Below are 17,814 nucleotides of genomic sequence, written 5' to 3' on the forward strand. Positions count from 1 at the left end.
TTATTTAACGTTAATTGGTAGTGGTGCATTAGCTGCAACTAGTTTTTGTTCACGCATTTCTTCCCAGAACGCTGCTGGAATCACTGTTTTTAATGCCGCTTGGTCTTCTGCAATTCGTTCAGGTTTACTTGCACCTGGAATAACAGCAGCAACTGCTGGATTAGCCAGTGCAAACTGTAAAGCAGCAGCTTTAATACTGATTCCATGACGATCTGCAAGGTTTTTCATTTTATTAACTTTTGCAATGATTTCTGGTGACGCTTTTTGGTATTCGAAGTGTGCTCCTCCAGCAAGAACACCTGAGCTATATGGTCCACCAACAACAATGTCCATATTGTTTTTTACAGCTGCAGGCATTACACGTTCTAATGCACGCTCATGGTCTAATAATGAATAGCGACCAGCTAGTAAAGAAACATTTGGTTTTGCTTCTTCTAAGTCCAACATAAGTTCAATTGATTCTACTTTATTTACTCCAAGACCCCAGCCTTTAATTACACCTTCATCACGTAATTGAGTAAGTGCACGGAATGCTCCTGTTCGAGCAATTTCAAATTGTGAAATCCACTCATCTCCATAAAAATCTTGCGCTACGTCATGAATATAAACAAAATCTAGACGATCTGTTTTTAAACGTTTTAAACTATCTTCAATAGAACGAAGAGTTGCGTCCGCACTGTAGTCGTTGATAATTTTATTTTTACGACCAAATTCGAACAGTCCGCCTTTTTCACCTAAATCACGTGTAGATGGATCTTCTAATTCATCTGAAATAATTCGACCTACTTTTGTACTTAAGAAGTACTCATCACGATTTCTTTTCGATAGTGCTTCACCAAGACGAATCTCTGCTAAACCAGATCCATAAAGTGGAGCTGTATCAAAGTAACGAACACCATTATCCCAAGCAGCATCCACTGTTGCGATTGCTTCTTCTTCTGGAATATTGCGGTACATATTACCTAGTGGTGCCGTACCAAAACCAAGTGTGCCTTTTAATAAATCTTTCATTTAAAATCTCCTCCTAAAATCTATTTAAAAATGATTAATGGATATCAATTAATGTGACAAGGGCTGACCGATCAAAGCACGATAGTTATGAAAGATAGCGTATATGCTTTTTAGTTCTACACTACTCATTTCCCTCTCACGTATGTAATTATGTCTTATCTACAACACAATAAAAAGTACGCACTTTAAAGTGTTATAGATACTAAGAAGTAACAATTTTATGTTTCAACGTCTGTAGCTCCAAAATAAAATTATTAAAAATGATTTTATTAAAAAAAATCCACTATTCTTGCGGAGGTAACTATAGAAATTATCAGTGGAACATAAAAAGTTGTTATTATTCTTCATAAAAAAGGCAACAACGAAATGAAATATGTTCGTTGTTGCCTTTTTACCTTCTCTAAAATATTAAATTACATTTTGAACAAAAAGGCGCAGCATTCCCTTTTCTAATTTTCGCATCACATTTTGGGCAATATACATATCTCTCTTCTATCTTTTCTCGTTCTATCATATGTAAGTATACTATTCTCATACTGCACATAATCCCAATTAATATAAGACTAACAATGAGTAACATAACTCACACTCCCCCTCCTACACTTTACCATAAAATAACAAAACCGATTCCCCTATTGAGAATCGGTTCTATACTTATAATCCTAACTTCCCCTTCGCTCCATCAGGAATTATTTCTTCTTCTATTTGCACTTTATCGTGCACAGACTTTCCTCTCGTAATTACATGCCAGTAGGAACCTTTTTGCAGTGTATCCACTCCATCAATTGTTATCTCTTTTTTATTTCCATCCTTATCATATGCGTCCACTGTGTATGCACGGCCGTTATTTCCACCTAAATCTTCTCCATCGTTATCAATTACCGCATAACGATATTCTAATTTAAGAAACGGATTCATGGAATCCACTGCAGCACTCCCGTATAACAAATATGCCGCTCCTGCTATGATGACAAGTAATGATCCTAAAATAAATCTTTTCATCTATATTCCGCCTTTCATTATGTTTTTCTATAAGACCTTTCTAAGTATAGGGCGTATTTCTTAATAAAAACTCGTACGGTTTCTTAACTTTTTCTTAATGTAACAGGGCTTTGCATCCGCACTTCAATAAATGGATCCATATTAATAATAAAAGGAGGCTGTCGCCTCCTTTATTTACTCATCACTGTATTTCTTTTTTGTCTGTATAAATAAAACACACTCACAATCAATGCGATGCTTCCGCCAAAATACACACCATACTCTATCGCAACTGCTACAATTTTTTCAATATGTTGTCCAAATAAAGCACCGAGCACAAAGTAAACGAGTGTCCAAACAAATCCTGTCGTATAAGAATACAATGCATACGTCTTAAATGACATGTTATTCATTCCAACTAAATACGGCACGATATGTCTTACAACTGGTATGAAATAGCTTGTAACTAACGCGTACTGTCCGTATTTATCAACCATTTCTTGTGATTTTATTAAATACTTTGCTTTTTTCTTTTTCATCAATTTATGGAGTACCTTCGTGCCAAATACCTTCCCTAATATATATCCTAAAGAAAGCCCTGATACAACACCTAAATATGTTAATACAAATGAAGGAACAACACTTAATATCCCTACTGAAGATACGAAACCACCACTCATAACAATCATTTCATCTGGAATTGGCATACCGATAATACCTAACCATAAACAGAAAAATAATGCCCAATAACCGTATTGCTCGATATAGGATAATAATTCATGTAATTCCATTATGCATACGCTCTCCTTAGTTCTTTTTTGCAACTAAAGACGTAGGCTGGCGGGAAATTGAGCCATACTTTTTCTAGTGTAATTTCAGGGAAGAAATGCTGTATAAACCCTTTTTTCACAAGTGAATATTGAAATGTAATGAACTCACCATTCTCATGTATCGCTTCCATCGCATTATTTAAAATGCGCTTTGAAACTTCTTCTGGTAAAGAAGTGAAAGGCAACCCTGATAAAACGTAATCAATGCATTCTATATTGAGCTCCTCCATATACTTCTTTATATTTTCAGCTGAACCGTGTACAACAATGACATTCTGCTCATCTTTAAACTTTCTTTTTAATTCTTTGAAAAATACTTCATTAATTTCAATAAGAAGAAATATTGTTTCCTTCTTTTTTCTCTTCATAATCTCTTTCGTAAAAACCCCTGTGCCAGGCCCTAACTCTACAATACATTTCGCTTTATTAAAATCAATTACATCGACCATTTTCTTTGCTAATATTTTTGAACTTGGCGCAATTGCACCAGTATGTTTTGGATGCTTTATAAATTCATGTAAAAATGTAATGAGCTGCATGTAAACCTCTCCTCATTCGTTCGATAGTTTTTAACTTGTGTCTAAGTATAACTATCGTTTCTTAATAAAAATTGAGGAAGTTTCTTAAGATTTTATGAAGAATAAAAAAACAGCTATCGCGTGTAGCGATAGCTGCCCCTTATTACTTCGCACTCACGATCTTATAATAAGAACGAACCGTTAAGAAGTAATATCCAATATAGATGACACCGTATACTCCAATACTAATGAGAAGCGGAATCATAATTTCAAATGGTAATATATTTGATAAACCTTTTAGTGCAAATAAGCTGTGTAAAATACCGATTACTAACGGAATAGCGAAGATAAAGCTTACTTGTTTTGCGATAGCTTTCTTCATTTCTTGCTTCGTTACACCAACTTTATGAAGGACAATGTAACGATCACGGTCAGCACTTGCTTCTGTTAATTGTTTAAAGTAAATGATTGAGCCTGTTGCTAATAGGAATACTAATCCTAAGAATAACCCAATAAACATCATTAAGCCTGTCGTTTCAAGCCCCATTTGGAATCCTGTATAGAAATCGTTAAATGGTTTTAAAACTTCTGATTCTCCAGCTGGCATAATGCTTGCTAATTTTGCTGTTAACTCTTTACTATTTCGCTCACCTTTTACATCAATATTTTTTACAGTACGCGTTTCGTTTACTTGTTTCACTTGCTCATATGTTTTATCAGGAACGATTACAAATAGTTCATTTAAATTTGTAAGGCTTCTATTATTTACACCTTTAATTTTTAATTCTTTTGACTCATTTCCAACAGGGAATACAGCTGTATTTCCTGTATAAAGAGGACCAAAATCAAGTTTCTCAATATATAAGCTATCATATACGAAAGCTTCATTCGCACTTAAATTTACAGGTTCTACATCTAAATGTTTCACATGTTTATTAAAGCTTGATTGAGAAATAAGCTGGTACTGATTCGTAACATTATAGTGTGTGTTCAGAACTTGATCAGCTCTTTCACCTTTAAATGTTCCTTTCACAGGAATCATTTCAACTTCTGATTCATATGTGACTGGGTGATTATTCTTCTCTCCAGCAAGTATTTCATTTACTTTTTTATCTAATGCTGCATCTTTTTTCTCATAGGAATAACTATACGGCGCAGCAACTTTTGATTGCGTAAATGTGTTGTAATACATCGTAACTGACGTACCAACCGCTGTTAATGTAACTGCACTTAAAATAGCGATTGTCGCCAATGATTTCGCATTTCCTTTAATACGATATAGTAACTGCGATGTCGTTACCATATTCATACCATTATAAAATGCTGACTTATTATTTCTTGCACGTTTCAATACAAATACTGTGAAGAACATGAACAGTAAATAAGTCCCTGCTACTGTCGCTAATAAAATATATAATGCAACGACCATAAAGTCTGCATACATAACTGCTTTCATGTACATTAGCGCTAAAAAATAACCTGAACCGATTAAGAAAACTGAAATTAATGCCATGATGACAGATCCTTTTGGCATTGCTTCTCCTTCACGTTCTGCACGGAAAAGTTCAATTAACTTAAAGCGATAAATTAAACGATATCCTTGAAGTGATGTATATAAAATAATCACAAAGAAAATAATTGCTGTATCAATAATGGCAGCCATCGGTACTTCAAAATGAACGTTTAAATTTAATCCCATCATATTTACTAATAACTCAAGGAATAATTTCGAAAGGACACTACCGATCGCAATCCCAATTACTAATGACATTAATCCCATTAACATATTTTCATAAAAGAGCATTTTACCAATTTGTCTTTTACGGATACCTAATAACGAATATAAGCCAACTTCTTTTTTACGTTTACGTGTAAAGAAACCGTTCGAATATATAATAAACACTGCTACGAAAATGATAAGCATGACACTTGAAACTTGGAACGCTCCGCTAATTTTTTTTGAAGCTTCTGCAGCTTTTTCCATTTGTGAATTGTATTGCAGTGCTTTAAATGTAAAATAAATAACGATACTAAAAATCATAGATGCAAAATATACAAAGTAGTCTTTAAAGTTCCGCTGTATGTTGCGGAGGGCAATGCTAGATAAGGTCATCAGCCATACCCCCAGAAATAGAAGACATTACATCAACAATTTTTTGGAAGAACTGTTTACGCGTCGATTCACCGCGGTGCAATTCTTTATATAGTTCACCATCTTTAATGAAAATAACTCGTTTACAATAACTTGCTGCAAATGCATCATGCGTTACCATTAAAATTGTTGAGTTATCATATTCGTTTAACGACTTCATACTTTCAAGTAAATCTGTTGCAGATTTAGAATCAAGCGCTCCAGTTGGCTCGTCTCCGAAAATCATACTTGGATTCGTAACAATCGCACGTGATGCTGCGCAGCGCTGCTTCTGTCCACCAGATACTTGATATGGGAACTGACTTAAAATATGATCAATACCGAATTTCTTTGAGATTTCAAGAACGCGGCGATCAATCTCACTCGCTTTCACCTTTGATAACGCAAGTGGTAAAGCGATATTCTCTTTCACCGTTAACGTATCTAATAAGTTATAATCTTGGAAAATGAAACCTAAATGATCGCGGCGGAATAACGCTAACTTATCGTCATTCATTTTTACGATATCTTTTCCATCAATTAAAATTTCACCGTTCGTCGCATTATCAATTGTAGAAAGAACATTTAGTAAAGTCGTCTTACCAGAACCAGAAGGTCCCATAATTCCAACGAACTCACCTTCTTTTACTTGTAAGTTAATACCTTTTAACGCTGCAAATTTATTACCACCCGTGTCATATACTTTTTCAATATTTTTTGCTTCTAGCACTGTTTTCATCTCGACATCCCTCATTTCATCTATTCTCTATTTTCAACTATATACACTCTCTACTCTTGCCACTATCGATGTTTCTTACACAAACATGACAGTTATGTAAGGCACATAAGTAAAGAAATCAAAAAGTTAACGTAATGAATTAAAGTACTTTGTTACTATAACATTGGGATATCATACCATCCATTCATTCTCCTTACAGGAACATTACAATTTTGTAAGGTAAAAAATGCACCTACAAAGTTGTGCACGAAATGTCGGATGGAGCTATTTCGTTCCTGCTATTCTATGTACAGAGGAGGTCATAATATGGATTCACTTAAAAATATGAATGCTGCAATGCAGTATATCGAAAACAACCTTACACATGAAATTGATTTTAAAGAAGTCGCAAAAATAGCTTACTGCTCCGAATATCATTTCAAGAGAATGTTTTCTTTTTTAGCTGGCATATCACTATCAGAATATATTCGCTGTAGACGTCTTACTCTCGCTGCCTTTGAACTAAAAAACAACAATGTAAAAGTCATTGATATCGCTATAAAATATGGATACAACTCACCAGATTCATTCGCTCGTGCATTTCAAAACTTGCACGGTATAACACCTTCAGAGGCCCGAAATAGTAGCCATTCTTTGAAGGCTTATTCACCAATGACCTTCCAATTATCCATTCAAGGAGGAAATGAAATGAACTATCGAATTGAAGAAAAAGAGCCCTTTCGAATTATAGGTATTACAAAACGAGTACCAATCGTTTTTAACGGTGTAAATGAAGAAATTGCTTCTATGTGGAAAAGTTTAAACCCAGAGTCTATTCAAACATTAAAGTCCCTTTCAAACATTGAACCTACTGGAATTATTAGTGCTTCTACTAATTTTTCTGAAGGAAGAATGGAGGAAAAAGGAGAACTTGATCACTATATTGGAGTAGCCACAACAAAGGATTGTCCAGAGCAATTCGCGCAACTTGAAGTTGCAGCTTCAACATGGGCTATATTTGAAGCTGTCGGTCCATTTCCTGATGCACTACAAAATGTATGGGGGCGTATTTATTCTGAATGGTTCCCTTCTTCGAACTATGAACTAGCGGAAGGACCGGAAGTATTGTGGAATGAACAGAAAGACATATCTTCTCCAAACTTTAAAAGTGAAATTTGGATACCGGTTTTGAAGAAGTGATAAAAAACAAAGCTGCTCTTCCCTAAAAGGAAAAGCAGCTTTGTTTACATTTTCAACTCTTCTTTATAAATACTATATGACTTTATTGTTGATACGATAATACATATTAATATGATTCCAATCCCCATAAAAATATTAAATGGATCTGGAAGCAAAGCCCCTGCATATATACAAAGTGAACCTATTACAAATACCCTCGAAGCAAATCTATGTGTTTTTCTCCAAACTACAGGATTTTCTAATGTCCAGTCCATTCGAATGCCTACTAACCCGTTCGGCTTCGTTTGTTGCATGTAATTACCTAGTACAAGAAACAATGTTCCAAGCCCAAAATTAAATGCAATTGAGCCCGATGCAATATAATTAGACGCGGCTAATAGTGCAAATAAGTTACAACCGAATCCTATTAAAAGAATTGCATAATGGATTGCGGAAAGGACTTTAGCATGCTGTTTATACTTATCTTTCGTTACATCAATATACCCAAGAGCTAGCCATATCAAATACAGCAACATCATGCTACCTATTGAAACAGAACTTGCTTCTACTTTAGAAAAATATCCATCTACTACTCCTGTCGCATTATAATGGCGTGGAATTTGTTCTGGTAAATATGGCCATACAATATACCATCCAATTGCAATGCCAATAATTAAACTCCATGGTAATACGTGTCTTTTCATCCTCTCTCCCCCATAATTTTTTATTAGGCCCCTATTTCTTTTTTATAAGCAACATAAGAATATCCCATCGTTAATCCTACTGCACCAATAATAATTCCAACCATTACGAAAGATTTCCACGCCACTGGTGCAAAAACACTTAAAATCATAATGATCCCCAATGCAACAAACACCTTTCCGCTAAAACGGTGCGTTTTTCTCCACACTTCTTCGTTACTTAATGTCCACGGCGTTTTTATACCTACAAAGTAGTTTGGTTTACATTGTGGTAAATAGTTTCCGATGACTATAAATAAAATACCCACTAATAATTCCGGCACGCGATTAATGAATAAATTGTATCCTAATCCACTTGTAATAATATCTATATTCCCTACAAATAGTAGCAGTAGTATCCCGTTATTCATCATCATAAAAGCTTTAGAAAACTTCTCGTAGTTCGCTTTCTTTGGATCAATCTTTGGTAACACGTTTAGAAAAATATATAAAACAATCATAATTCCAACCATAGAAAGCATTCCATACGATTTAGAAGAATATCCATCTACTTTACCGCCGCTCCAATGCGTTGCAATTGTATCCGGTAAATGTGGCCAAGCAAACGCCCAAGCTAAACAAGTTATAACAATTAATAAGATTGCAAAAAGATGCTTTTTCATTTCCCCTCTTCCCCCTTATTCGTAAATGTAAACACCCAAGTCAATAAATCTTGAAAGACCGTTGTGTTTAAAGAGTACATAACGAATTGCCCTTTCTTTTCATCTTGAATAAGTTCAGCATTTTTAAGTGCATTTAAGTGGTGTGAAATACTTGGTTTTGTCATATTGAAATGTTCAGCAATCTCACCAGCGGTTAGATCGCCTTCTTTTAATAAGTCTAAAATTTTTCGCCTTGTTGGATCTGCTAATGCTTTGAATGCTTGATTCAATGTCTTTCTTCCTTTCGATAATTAGACATTTAGATATTTATCTAAATATTAAACCAATTACCGTTATTTGTCAATTTCATCCAGCGCCCTTTTTACTTTTCTCACTTTTAACCTATACTGTTTACTAGCTTATCTTTCAACATAATGAAAAGACTTGAAACACATGATACACTATAGCTACAATTGTTTTTTTGAGGAGGAATATACATATGTATAAAATTTTAATCGTTGAAGACGATCCAAATATTTCATCATTACTGCAATCTCACATTCAGAAGTACGGTTATGAGGCTGTGGTAGCGGAGAATTTCGATGATATTATGGAATCGTTTAACGCTGTGAAACCACATCTTGTTTTACTTGATGTAAACTTACCGAAATTCGATGGTTTCTACTGGTGCCGTCAAATTCGTCATGAATCTACTTGTCCAATTATTTTCATTTCAGCTCGTGCTGGTGAGATGGAACAAATTATGGCAATTGAAAGCGGTGCGGATGATTACATTACAAAACCATTCCACTACGACGTTGTAATGGCGAAAATTAAAGGACAATTACGCCGTATTTACGGTGATTATGCACCAAATATTTCTGAACGTATCGTTGAAGTAGAAGGATTAAAACTATTCCCAGAACGTCCAGAAATTCATTTTGGATCTGAACAAGTTCTTTTAACGAAGAAAGAGGCAATTTTAGCAGAAATGTTATTATCTAAATTCCCTCGTACAGCGAGCCGTGAAGATTTATTAGCTGCGCTTTGGGATGACGAAAGTTTCGTTGAGGAAAATACATTAAACGTAAACATTACACGTCTTCGTAAAAAGTTTAATGAGCTTGGCATTGAGAACTCTATTGAAACAGTACGTGGACTTGGATATCGCTTTAACGCAACTTGGAGTGAATAAGCATGAAGCTATTTTTACGTGATCATTTTGCATTTTTTCTACTGTACGTATTAAACTTCGGTATCATTTTCGTTCTTTATGATGCAGTAGACGGATTTCAAAATAATAAATTTTACTTCGTCGTTTTAAGTTTATACTTATTTATTTGTTTCCTCGCTTATCGTTACGTTCGCAATCGTAGAATGTACCATAGATTAAGTGAGCAACCAGAAAAAATGGAAGATGCGTTTATTGAAAGAGCAACTGCTCCGATGCCTCACGGTGTCAATGAACTCGTACGTACGCAGTACCGTCTATTCCAAAAAGAACTACAATCGTATGAAGTAAAACAACAAGAACATCAATTATTCATTAACCATTGGGTACATCAAATGAAGACACCTGTTTCTGTTATGCAGCTTATGGTGCTAGAAATGGAAGACGAGCATTTAATTCCAAAGTTTAAAAAAGAATTAGAGCGTCTAAACCAAGGGCTTGATATGGCTTTATACATGGCTAGGTTAAATAACTTCCATGAAGATTTCCATGTCGAGACGATTTCATTAAAAGATACGGTAACAAAAAATATTAACGGATTAAAAGAACTATTCATTCGTAATGGTGTCTTCCCTGTTTTAGAAGTCCATTCTGATTTAAAAGTTGCTTCTGATGCGAAATGGCTAAAATTTATCATCTATCAGTTAATGACAAATGCTGTTCGTTACTCTGGGGAACGCGGAAAGAAAGTATTCTTATCTGCTTACCGAAACGGAAAAGATATTATTTTAGAAGTTCGCGATGAAGGTGTTGGTATTCCGCAAGAAGATATTCGAAGAGTATTTGAACCATTTTACACTGGGAAAAACGGTCGCGCATTCGGAGAATCTACTGGTATGGGACTTTATATTGTAAGTAAAATTTGTGATTATTTAGGTCACTCTGTCAAACTAGATTCTGAAGTTGGTAAAGGAACGACGATTAAAATCATCTTCCACAACGCTGCAAATAATCAAGCAGAACATACGGAGAAGGTGACCGAAGCATGATCGTAACATATGCAAGCAAAATGTATGAGAACTCACTCTCATACATTTTTTGCAATACAATTACTTCTATATCTTCTAGCCGGAGGTATAATCTATGACATTTTGGCAATTTGCATTTAAAAACGTCACGCGCAACTCAAGAGCTTATTTTGCTTACTTTGTAAGTAGCTCCTTTTCCATTGCTGTGTTCTTTTCGTTTGCTGTTTACTTATTCCATCCGAAATTACAAAACTTTGACATGACCTCTGAAATTTCAGGATTAATGATATTTTCAGAAGTTATCATTGTCTTGTTCTCGTTCTTCTTTCTACTTTATTCAATCGGATCGTTTTTAAAAGTTCGGAAAAAGCAATTTGGTGTGTTAACCGTTTTAGGTATATCAAAAAAGCAATTACATCGGCTCATTTTCACTGAAAATATGTTAATTGGTATTTTATCTATCTTTTTCGGCATGCAGTTTGGACTTGTCTTCTCGCAGTTTTTCTTATTAGTAACAGCGAAAATTACACATCTACCAGGGATATATTTATATATCCCTACGAATGCTTTCATTTTAACAATGATTGTGTTTCTTGGTCTCTTTATCGTTGTATCTTCATTTACACCCATGCTAATTCGTACGAAAAAGACAGTAAACCTTTTAAAAACTAATGGTAGGAAACAAAAGGAAAGAAAACCATCCATATTTATCTCTCTATTTGGTGCTATCTGTTTATTAGGTGGTTATATTTTAGCTGGAAACCCTAAATATTTCTTCTCAATAAACTCGCAAGTAGGCGTTATATATATGGTTTCAAGTATTTTCGTCATTCCAACGCTCGTTACAATCGGAACATATTTTTTCTTTTCTCAAATTAGTTTCTTACTTATTTATATTTTAAAGAAAAGAAGAAAGTTTTATATGAAACGGATTAATATGCTGTGGATTTCGGATTTAGCAAGCCGCATCCGAACGAATATTAATATGCTGTTTATTGTAGCGATGCTATCTACAATTGCTTTCACAATGATTACGTTTCTATATGGAGTCGGAAAGTTTACAAAGCTAGAGGTTACGCGAAGTTCACCTTTTCCATTCTCTTATTTTTCTTATGACGCAAATCCTTTTGTGAATGATCATTTAAATTGGCTTGAACAACAATTACGAAAAGAGAATTTCTCTTATAAAAAAATAAAAGCTGATTTATATGAAACACCACTGAAAGAAGATGAAGGCATAACAGCTTATAATGACATATACGCAATAAAACAAAGTGACTATAATAAACTCGCAGCTTCCCTGCAAATGAAACAACTATTCATGAAAGATAATGAAGCATATGTCTTAACAGGTAGCGCTTATGTAACCTTATTCAGCGAATTTGAGCCAAGCTACAATAGAAAGTCTATTACACTTTCTATTACAAATACGCAATTACAAGTAAAGGGCTATGAACAAGCAGGGGCCATTCCATCTAACTTTTCATACCAAACTTTAATTTTACCTGACGCTGTTGTAAACAACTTACCAAATACAACAAAACACGTAACAGCGTACAATTATAACGTACAAAATTGGGAAAAGACTTATGAAATTGCTGATGATTTTATGAAAAAAATACAAAGAGATCGACAGAAATTCCAATACGAAGGCCCTCTTATTCGCTCCTATGAATCAGCAGGTTCATTATACAGAATCACATCTGGTAGTGCCGCGTACTTCCTAATCGGGACATTCTTAGGTGTCATTTTCTTTATTGGAGCAGGGAGCGTTCTTTACTTCCGAATGTATACAGATTTAACGAACGAACAAGAAAAGTATGTAGCAATTTCAAAAATTGGGGTAACAGGTGCAGAGATGAAAAGATCTGCAACCATTCAACTTAGCATTTTATTTTTCGTTCCGTACGTTATGGCGTCCATTCATACAATGTTCGCAACAAAAATGCTTCAAGACGTAATTGCCTTATCACTATTCAAAGAAATTTCAGCTGTTCTTATTATTTTTGGCGTAGTTGAAATCGTATTTTTCTTATTCATTCGTTCCTTTTACATGCAAAAGTTATCAGAGTATACAAATGGTTAAATTTTATGAATGTATTTAGTAGGGGGAAAGGGTATTTCTTATATCCTTTTCCTCTTCATCCTACTAGGAGGCTAGGCAAATGACATTTTGGCAGTTTGCATTTAAAAACGTGACGCGGAACGCCAGAGCTTATTTCGCCTATTTTGTAAGCAGTGCGTTCTCCATCGCAATCTTTTTCTCATTTGCAGTTTATTTATTTCATCCTAAATTGCATATGACAGACGTGAATTATTCTCTGAACATATTAATGACAATTTCAGAAGTTGTCATTGTGTTCTTTTCATTTTTCTTTTTACTGTATTCAATCGGGACCTTTTTAAAAGTAAGAAAAAAACAGTTCGGGATTTTAACAGTACTTGGCATATCTCAAAAACAATTAAAGCGACTCATATTTATAGAAAATATGTTAATTGGTGCTCTTTCTATATTTTTTGGTATTCAACTTGGAGTTGTCTTTTCACAGTTCTTTTTATTAGTTACCGCCAAAATTACACACGTACCTGGTTTATATTTATATCCGCCTACAAGTGCTATCGTTTTAACTATCATCATCTTTCTTGGGCTCTTCATTCTCGTATCATCTTTTACACCGATGCTCATTCGTACGAGAAAAGCCGTACGTCTTTTAAAAGAAGGAACACAACAAAAAGAAAGAAAAGCATCCGTGCTCATCTCTCTATTTGGTGCGACGTGTTTAATATGTGGATATGCGTTAGCCGCAAATCCGTTGTATTTTATGTCGCTAGGTGACATCATTGGGCTTTTATATGCCGTCTCTAGTATATTTGTCATCCCATCGCTTATTGCAGCTGGAACATACTTTTTCTTTTCACAAATTAGTTTTTTACTTATTCGTATTTTAAAAACGCGAAGAACGTTTTATATGAAACGAATTAATATGCTTTGGATTTCGGATTTAGCAGCGCGCATTCGGACAAACATTAACATGCTCTTTATTGTAGCGATGCTATCAACACTCGCTTTTACAATGATTACATTCTTATACGGTTTTGGGAAATTTACAAAGTTTGATGCAATTAGACAGAACCCTTTCCCGTTTACGTATTTATCGCATACTGAAAATACATTAGCTGATGAACATTTAAACTGGTTAGAGCAGAAATTTAATGAAGAGCACTTTACTTATACAAAATTTAAAACGGATATATATGAGGTATCTTCAGCTGAAGATAACACGCAGCTCTATTACGCAATTAAACAAAGTGACTATAATGTACTTGCTAAAGCATTAAATTGGGAAAAACTCACGGTAAATAAGAATGAATCTTATATTCTTATGAAAGACTTAGATGATCAAGTTATTGGAACACTTCACAATGAAGAAAAGAAAAATACTCTTACACTTACTCAAAACAATTTACAACTACAAGTGAAAGAATATAAAAGTTATAGCCCATTCCCAAACAGCTTAATATACCAATTACTCATACTATCTGATGAAAATGTAGAATCCTTATCCACAGTTTCCAAACAAATGAGTGTATATAACTTCAAAGTTACAGATTGGGAAAAAGCACATAATATCGGTTCATCGTTTATAACAAAAATTGATAACGATAATGCAGCAATTCAAGCAGAGCATCCACCTTTCCATGCAAGTGAAGCGAGCGATTCCCTATATAAGACAAAACTAAATGTCGCTTCGTTCTTCTTAATTGGTACTTTCTTAGGTGTTATCTTCTTTATCGGTGCTGGTAGTGTTCTTTACTTCCGAATGTATACAGATTTAACAAATGAGCAAGAAAAATATATAACGATTACGAAAATTGGCTTAACTGAAACTGAAATGAAACGTTCAGCGACAATTCAGCTTGCGATTCTTTTCTTCGTGCCTTACATCATGGCGTCAATCCATACGATGTTTGCGACAAAGATGCTACAAGAAGTTTTACATCTCTCGTTCTTCGCTGAGATTACAGTCGTACTGTTGATTTTTGGAACAGTTGAAATTTTATTTTTCCTTTTAATTCGTTCCTTTTATATGCAAAAATTATCACAACATATTAAGTTTTAAAAGTAGAAAGGTGATTACTATGGAAGAAGTATTACACATAAAAAACGTCTCAAAAGTATATGAGGGAAAAGTCCCTCATACTGCTTTAAAAAATATAAATTTACACGTAGATAAAGGGGAATTCGTTGCCATTATGGGTCCATCTGGTAGCGGGAAATCTACATTTTTAAACGTTATTTCTACAATTGATTCTCCTACTTCTGGTGACGTCGTTATTAACGGAAAAAAACCACACACATTTCGTAGAGAGAAGTTAGCTATTTTCCGCCGCCAAGAGTTAGGATTTGTTTTCCAAAACTTTAACCTACTAGATACACTAACAATCGGTGAAAATATCGTACTACCTTTAACATTAGATAATGTTCCATTAAAAGAAATGGATGAAAAGCTTGATAACATTTCAAAAAAGCTTGGAATTGATCATATTTTGGACAAACGTATTTTTGAAGTTTCTGGAGGACAAGCACAGCGTACTGCAGTAGCACGTGCTGTTATTCATCACCCTTCTCTCTTACTAGCCGATGAACCGACAGGGAACCTGGATTCAAAAGCCGCTATTGATGTAATGGAGTTATTTACGAAATTAAACAAAGAAGAAGATGCAACGATTTTAATGGTTACGCACGATCCGTTTGCAGCAAGTTATTGTAACCGTGTTATTTTCATTAAAGATGGAGAGCTTTACAATGAACTGCACCGCGGATTATATCGCGAGAAGTTTTATCAAGAAATATTAGATGTTCTAGCCTTATTAGGAGGAAGACGTGGATGACGTTTTGGCAATTCGCATTTAAAAATGTCTCACGTAATTCAAAAGCATATTTCGCCTACTTTGTAAGTAGTGCGTTTTCTATCATGGTTTTCTTTTCATTTACTGTATACGCGTATCATCCACGCTTACAGAGTGTACAAAGCTTTCAAGAACGTGATCCTCTAATGAATTTAGCTAGTACAGCACAGCTTGTGATTGTTATGTTCTCGTTCTTCTTTCTCTTATATTCAATTGGAACATTTTTAAATGTGCGGAAGCAGCAATTCGGGATACTCACTATTCTTGGTATCTCACAGAGACAATTAAAAAGATTGTTATTTACCGAAAACATGATAATTGGGATATTATCCATCTTTATCGGCATTCAAGGTGGACTTGTATTTTCTAACTTTTTCTTATTAGTCACTTCGAAATTAACAAACGCGAAAGGTCTCTATTTATATTGGCCAACAGAAGCGATTATCGTTACAACCGTAACGTTTATCATTTTATTTTTAATCGTTTCTACATTTACACCAATGTTTATTCGTACTCGAAAAACAACGAAGCTTATTAAGGGTGTTAACAAAGAGAAGAGTGAAAAAAAACCATCTATACTCATTTCACTATTTGCTTTAACTTGTTTAGGACTATGTTATTATATTGCCGGTTATCCGCAAGGCTACATAACGGAAAAAAATGCACAAAATGGATCTGTATTCTTAATTATGCTATCTATTTTACCGCTTGTAGTGATTGGGACGTATTTATTTTTTTCACAAACATTTCTTCTCTTTATCTATATTTTAAAGAAACGAAGAAAGTTTTACTTAAAACAAATAAATATGTTATGGATTTCAGATTTAGTTTCTCGTACACGCAGTAATATTAATGTACTCTTTATTGTTTCTATGCTATCTGCACTTGCATTTACAATTATTATCGGGTTATTTGCTGCAAACAATAATACGAAAGCACCCATACTAGAACGATATCCAATACCATTCACCTATACATCAGAAGGTGTTAATGCATTTGAACAAAAGCATATTACTACGATTGAAACTGAACTTACAAATGCTAATTTTCAATATGACAAATATAAGTTTACCGTTTTAAAAGATACAGCTTCAAAAGAATCAATTGCCATTATGAAAATGAGTGATTATAACGCAATAGCACAGCAATTAAACAGACCAAAAATCACTCTCGATTCTTCACAAGTTTATAATATTTCTCGCTATTCACCAGCGTTATTAAATCTCGTGTCTAACCCATTTGCGAAGCAGAACACAATTACACTTGGCTCTAATAAAAAGGAATTTCAAATTAAAGGTTTTATTAATAGAGGAATTGAGCCTCCCTTTGCATTACCTCACTTAATTGTGATGCAAGATGAAGTAATTGAAAATATGATTCCTCATATTGAAACAATTACAGTCTATAACTACTTCGTGGAAAATTGGGAAAATGCAATTGTCCCAACAAAAAATATATTAAAAAGCTTAGATCATGATGCAGAAATTTTGTATGAAGCACATAAAAATGAAGAAAATTTCATTAAACCATTTTATATTTATACAGCTACGGATGAACTCGTTCATAGTAAAGGAAATGCAGTCGCTCAATTCTTTATTTGGGCATTTCTCGGCTTTATTTTCTTTATCGGAGCAGCTAGTGTTTTATATTTCCGTATGTATAATGACTTAACAACTGAAAGACAAAAGTATATTACGATTACAAAGCTTGGCTTAACTGAATCAGAAATGTTTCGCTCTGCAACGATTCAATTAGGGATTTTATTTTTCGTTCCTTACATCGTTGCTGGTGTTCACACATTATTTGCGGTTAAGTTTTTACAAAGCATGTTTTCTTTCTCCTTATTAAAAGAGACATGTATCGTACTCACCTTTTTCGGGATTATCGAGATCATTTTCTTCTTCTTAATCCGTTCTCTGTACATTAATAAATTATCACAGCATATAAAAATATGAATAAAATAGCCTTGTGCAATATGCACAAGGCTATTTTCA

At 34.2% G+C, this 17,814-nt stretch carries 17 protein-coding genes; 7 read left to right on the forward strand and 10 right to left on the reverse strand.

Annotated features, from left to right (window positions below):
* The 7 genes from QCI81_RS11040 to QCI81_RS11070 form a co-directional block, all read right to left on the reverse strand.
* Window positions 1–1,011, reverse strand: a complete 1,011-nt coding sequence (locus QCI81_RS11040) for an aldo/keto reductase (protein ID WP_016079933.1) — start codon at window positions 1,009–1,011, stop codon at window positions 1–3.
* Between the two features lie 400 nt (window positions 1,012–1,411).
* Entirely contained in the window at window positions 1,412–1,591 is a 180-nt protein-coding gene (locus tag QCI81_RS11045) for a hypothetical protein (RefSeq protein WP_071731795.1), read from the reverse strand.
* A gap of 74 nt (window positions 1,592–1,665) precedes the next feature.
* Window positions 1,666–2,013: a YxeA family protein gene (locus QCI81_RS11050; protein ID WP_071731794.1), complete on the reverse strand. Its 348-nt coding sequence runs from the start codon at window positions 2,011–2,013 to the stop codon at window positions 1,666–1,668.
* A gap of 170 nt (window positions 2,014–2,183) precedes the next feature.
* Window positions 2,184–2,783 (reverse strand): DedA family protein, encoded by a 600-nt coding sequence (locus QCI81_RS11055; protein WP_071731793.1) that lies wholly within the window; start codon window positions 2,781–2,783, stop codon window positions 2,184–2,186.
* On the reverse strand, window positions 2,783–3,361 hold the full coding sequence (locus QCI81_RS11060) for a class I SAM-dependent methyltransferase (RefSeq protein WP_001176064.1): 579 nt from the start codon (window positions 3,359–3,361) through the stop codon (window positions 2,783–2,785). Before QCI81_RS11060 ends, QCI81_RS11055 begins: the two co-directional genes overlap by 1 nt.
* A 142-nt stretch (window positions 3,362–3,503) precedes the next feature.
* Complete coding sequence (locus QCI81_RS11065; RefSeq protein WP_000176150.1) at window positions 3,504–5,453, reverse strand: ABC transporter permease; 1,950 nt, start codon at window positions 5,451–5,453, stop codon at window positions 3,504–3,506.
* Window positions 5,440–6,210, reverse strand: coding sequence for an ABC transporter ATP-binding protein (locus QCI81_RS11070; RefSeq protein ID WP_000859655.1), 771 nt, complete (start codon window positions 6,208–6,210; stop codon window positions 5,440–5,442). Before QCI81_RS11070 ends, QCI81_RS11065 begins: the two co-directional genes overlap by 14 nt.
* 306 nt (window positions 6,211–6,516) lie before the next feature.
* Here QCI81_RS11070 and QCI81_RS11075 point away from each other — a divergent pair, with 306 nt between their 5' ends.
* A complete protein-coding gene (locus QCI81_RS11075; RefSeq protein WP_053563479.1) occupies window positions 6,517–7,389 on the forward strand; it encodes an AraC family transcriptional regulator in 873 nt (290 codons plus the stop codon).
* Between the two features lie 44 nt (window positions 7,390–7,433).
* Here the strand turns inward: QCI81_RS11075 and QCI81_RS11080 are convergent, their stop codons facing one another.
* From QCI81_RS11080 to QCI81_RS11090, 3 genes are read right to left on the reverse strand one after another with little or no spacing between them, the layout of a single operon-like run.
* A complete protein-coding gene (locus QCI81_RS11080; RefSeq protein ID WP_071731792.1) occupies window positions 7,434–8,072 on the reverse strand; it encodes an SdpI family protein in 639 nt (212 codons plus the stop codon).
* Between the two features lie 23 nt (window positions 8,073–8,095).
* On the reverse strand, window positions 8,096–8,731 hold the full coding sequence (locus QCI81_RS11085; RefSeq protein ID WP_000716363.1) for an SdpI family protein: 636 nt from the start codon (window positions 8,729–8,731) through the stop codon (window positions 8,096–8,098).
* A complete protein-coding gene (locus tag QCI81_RS11090; RefSeq protein WP_001070523.1) occupies window positions 8,728–9,000 on the reverse strand; it encodes an autorepressor SdpR family transcription factor in 273 nt (90 codons plus the stop codon). Before QCI81_RS11090 ends, QCI81_RS11085 begins: the two co-directional genes overlap by 4 nt.
* 209 nt (window positions 9,001–9,209) lie before the next feature.
* On the opposite strand from QCI81_RS11090, the gene QCI81_RS11095 reads away from it, so the two are divergent.
* From QCI81_RS11095 to QCI81_RS11120, 6 genes are all read left to right on the forward strand, one after another.
* Window positions 9,210–9,905 (forward strand): response regulator transcription factor, encoded by a 696-nt coding sequence (locus tag QCI81_RS11095; RefSeq protein WP_000276738.1) that lies wholly within the window; start codon window positions 9,210–9,212, stop codon window positions 9,903–9,905.
* 2 nt (window positions 9,906–9,907) lie between these two features.
* Complete coding sequence (locus tag QCI81_RS11100; protein ID WP_000765341.1) at window positions 9,908–10,930, forward strand: sensor histidine kinase; 1,023 nt, start codon at window positions 9,908–9,910, stop codon at window positions 10,928–10,930.
* A 94-nt stretch (window positions 10,931–11,024) separates the two neighbouring features.
* The gene (locus QCI81_RS11105) at window positions 11,025–12,995 is read left to right on the forward strand and encodes an FtsX-like permease family protein (RefSeq protein WP_071731791.1); all 1,971 of its coding nucleotides are present in this window, start codon (window positions 11,025–11,027) and stop codon (window positions 12,993–12,995) included.
* A 79-nt stretch (window positions 12,996–13,074) separates the two neighbouring features.
* A complete protein-coding gene (locus tag QCI81_RS11110; protein WP_000145007.1) occupies window positions 13,075–15,030 on the forward strand; it encodes an ABC transporter permease in 1,956 nt (651 codons plus the stop codon).
* 19 nt (window positions 15,031–15,049) lie between these two features.
* Window positions 15,050–15,802 carry an ABC transporter ATP-binding protein gene (locus tag QCI81_RS11115; protein ID WP_000393250.1) on the forward strand — a complete coding sequence of 251 codons (753 nt, stop codon included), beginning with the start codon at window positions 15,050–15,052 and terminating at the stop codon, window positions 15,800–15,802.
* Window positions 15,799–17,775: an FtsX-like permease family protein gene (locus tag QCI81_RS11120; RefSeq protein WP_000144950.1), complete on the forward strand. Its 1,977-nt coding sequence runs from the start codon at window positions 15,799–15,801 to the stop codon at window positions 17,773–17,775. The genes QCI81_RS11115 and QCI81_RS11120 overlap by 4 nt, the downstream gene beginning before the upstream one ends.
* Window positions 17,776–17,814 lie beyond the last annotated feature (39 nt).

This window comes from Bacillus cereus group sp. MG20 (genome assembly GCF_040459885.1).
Lineage (GTDB): Bacteria > Bacillota > Bacilli > Bacillales > Bacillaceae_G > Bacillus_A > Bacillus_A cereus.

Excerpts from the sequence above, each read along its gene's own strand:
- QCI81_RS11040 (WP_016079933.1), bottom strand. The coding sequence starts at position 1,011 with ATGAAAGATTTATTAAAAGGCACACTTGGTTTTGGTACGGCACCACTA.
- QCI81_RS11105 (WP_071731791.1), top strand. The coding sequence starts at position 11,025 with ATGACATTTTGGCAATTTGCATTTAAAAACGTCACGCGCAACTCAAGA.
- QCI81_RS11045 (WP_071731795.1), bottom strand. The coding sequence starts at position 1,591 with ATGTTACTCATTGTTAGTCTTATATTAATTGGGATTATGTGCAGTATG.
- QCI81_RS11085 (WP_000716363.1), bottom strand. The coding sequence starts at position 8,731 with ATGAAAAAGCATCTTTTTGCAATCTTATTAATTGTTATAACTTGTTTA.
- QCI81_RS11115 (WP_000393250.1), top strand. The coding sequence starts at position 15,050 with ATGGAAGAAGTATTACACATAAAAAACGTCTCAAAAGTATATGAGGGA.
- QCI81_RS11050 (WP_071731794.1), bottom strand. The coding sequence starts at position 2,013 with ATGAAAAGATTTATTTTAGGATCATTACTTGTCATCATAGCAGGAGCG.
- QCI81_RS11060 (WP_001176064.1), bottom strand. The coding sequence starts at position 3,361 with ATGCAGCTCATTACATTTTTACATGAATTTATAAAGCATCCAAAACAT.
- QCI81_RS11095 (WP_000276738.1), top strand. The coding sequence starts at position 9,210 with ATGTATAAAATTTTAATCGTTGAAGACGATCCAAATATTTCATCATTA.
- QCI81_RS11110 (WP_000145007.1), top strand. The coding sequence starts at position 13,075 with ATGACATTTTGGCAGTTTGCATTTAAAAACGTGACGCGGAACGCCAGA.
- QCI81_RS11065 (WP_000176150.1), bottom strand. The coding sequence starts at position 5,453 with ATGACCTTATCTAGCATTGCCCTCCGCAACATACAGCGGAACTTTAAA.
- QCI81_RS11075 (WP_053563479.1), top strand. The coding sequence starts at position 6,517 with ATGGATTCACTTAAAAATATGAATGCTGCAATGCAGTATATCGAAAAC.
- QCI81_RS11070 (WP_000859655.1), bottom strand. The coding sequence starts at position 6,210 with ATGAAAACAGTGCTAGAAGCAAAAAATATTGAAAAAGTATATGACACG.
- QCI81_RS11080 (WP_071731792.1), bottom strand. The coding sequence starts at position 8,072 with ATGAAAAGACACGTATTACCATGGAGTTTAATTATTGGCATTGCAATT.
- QCI81_RS11055 (WP_071731793.1), bottom strand. The coding sequence starts at position 2,783 with ATGGAATTACATGAATTATTATCCTATATCGAGCAATACGGTTATTGG.
- QCI81_RS11120 (WP_000144950.1), top strand. The coding sequence starts at position 15,799 with ATGACGTTTTGGCAATTCGCATTTAAAAATGTCTCACGTAATTCAAAA.
- QCI81_RS11100 (WP_000765341.1), top strand. The coding sequence starts at position 9,908 with ATGAAGCTATTTTTACGTGATCATTTTGCATTTTTTCTACTGTACGTA.